This is a genomic window from Herbaspirillum sp. B65, from assembly GCF_000333555.1.
Classification (GTDB): Bacteria; Pseudomonadota; Gammaproteobacteria; order Burkholderiales; family Burkholderiaceae_D; genus Herbaspirillum; species Herbaspirillum rubrisubalbicans.
Map to the genome: position 1 here is coordinate 1 of NZ_BADI01001210.1, position 1181 is coordinate 1181.

Below are 1181 nucleotides of genomic sequence, written 5' to 3' on the forward strand. Positions count from 1 at the left end.
TGGGGCCGATCAGGCGGAAGATCTCGCCCTGCTTGACGTGAAGTTCACCCCTTGCCAATACCTGCAAGCCGCCAAAGTTCTTGCTGATGTCGGTCAGTTGTAAAAGCATTATTTCACTTTCTTTTCAGCGTTGCGGCCCAGCAAGGCGCGGAGGCGGCGCGGGTCCCAGATGCCCTTGGGCAGGTACAGCACCACCAGGATCAGGATCAGGCCATTGATGGCCAGGCGGAAGTCCTTGAAATGACGCAGCACTTCCGGCAGCAGCGAAAGGATGGTCGAGCCGATCATGGGGCCGATCAGGTTGCTGGTGCCGCCGAAGACGGCCATGGTCAGGATGTCGACTGCATTCTCGAAGCCATAGTTGTTGGGGCCGATGGTGAAGGTGTAGTGAGCGTTCAGGCCGCCTGCGACACCAGCAATGGCCGCGCCGATGACGAAGGCCAGCAGCTTGTAGCCGGCCACGTTCACACCCATCAGGCGCGCTGCCACTTCATCTTCCTTGATGGCTTCGAAGGCGCGGCCGATCTTGGAGCGACGCAGGCGCGCCAGCGCATAGATGGTCACGCCCAGCAGCAAGACGATGTGCCACCACTCGGTGATCGGCGGCACGCCGTTCAAGCCCATGGGGCCGCCGGTGATGTCCAGGTTCAGCACGATCACGCGCACCACTTCGCCAAAGCCCAGCGTGGCCATGGCCAGGTAGACGCCCGACAGGCGCAGCGTGGGGATGCCGATCACCAGCGCCACCAGCGCGGGCAGTACGCCGCCTGCGGCCAGCGCAATGGGGAAGGGCAGGTCGAATTGCATCGTCAACAGCGATGCGGTATAGGCGCCGATGCCCATGAAGGCTGCGTTGGCCAGCGACAGCAAGCCGCAGGACAGGGTGACGTAGATCGAGAGAGCCAGCATGGCATTGACGCCGATGCTGAAAATGACGGTGTTGTAGGTGGCCCAGAAGCCATCCCACCAATCCATGAAGCCCATCTTATGCCTTCCTTTCCAGCACTTTGCCAAACATGCCGGAGGGTTTTACCAGCAGGATCAGGAACAGGAGGCCGAACGCCACCGCATCGCGGAAGTCGCTGGAGATATAGGCCACCGTCAACACCTCGGCAAAGCCGAGGAACAGGCCACCGATCATGGCGCCACGGATATCGCCCATGCCGCCCAGGATGATGACG

Annotated in this window: 1 protein-coding gene and 1 pseudogene; both read right to left on the bottom strand. The window is 61.5% G+C overall.

Going from position 1 to position 1181, the window contains the following annotated elements; genetic code table 11:
• Window positions 1–108: 108 nt before the first annotated feature.
• Window positions 109–984: a branched-chain amino acid ABC transporter permease gene (locus I5W_RS28575; RefSeq protein WP_044531793.1), complete on the bottom strand. Its 876-nt coding sequence runs from the start codon at window positions 982–984 to the stop codon at window positions 109–111.
• Window position 985: 1 nt separating this feature from the next.
• A pseudogene (locus I5W_RS28580) lies at window positions 986–1181 on the bottom strand (branched-chain amino acid ABC transporter permease); the annotation flags it as partial.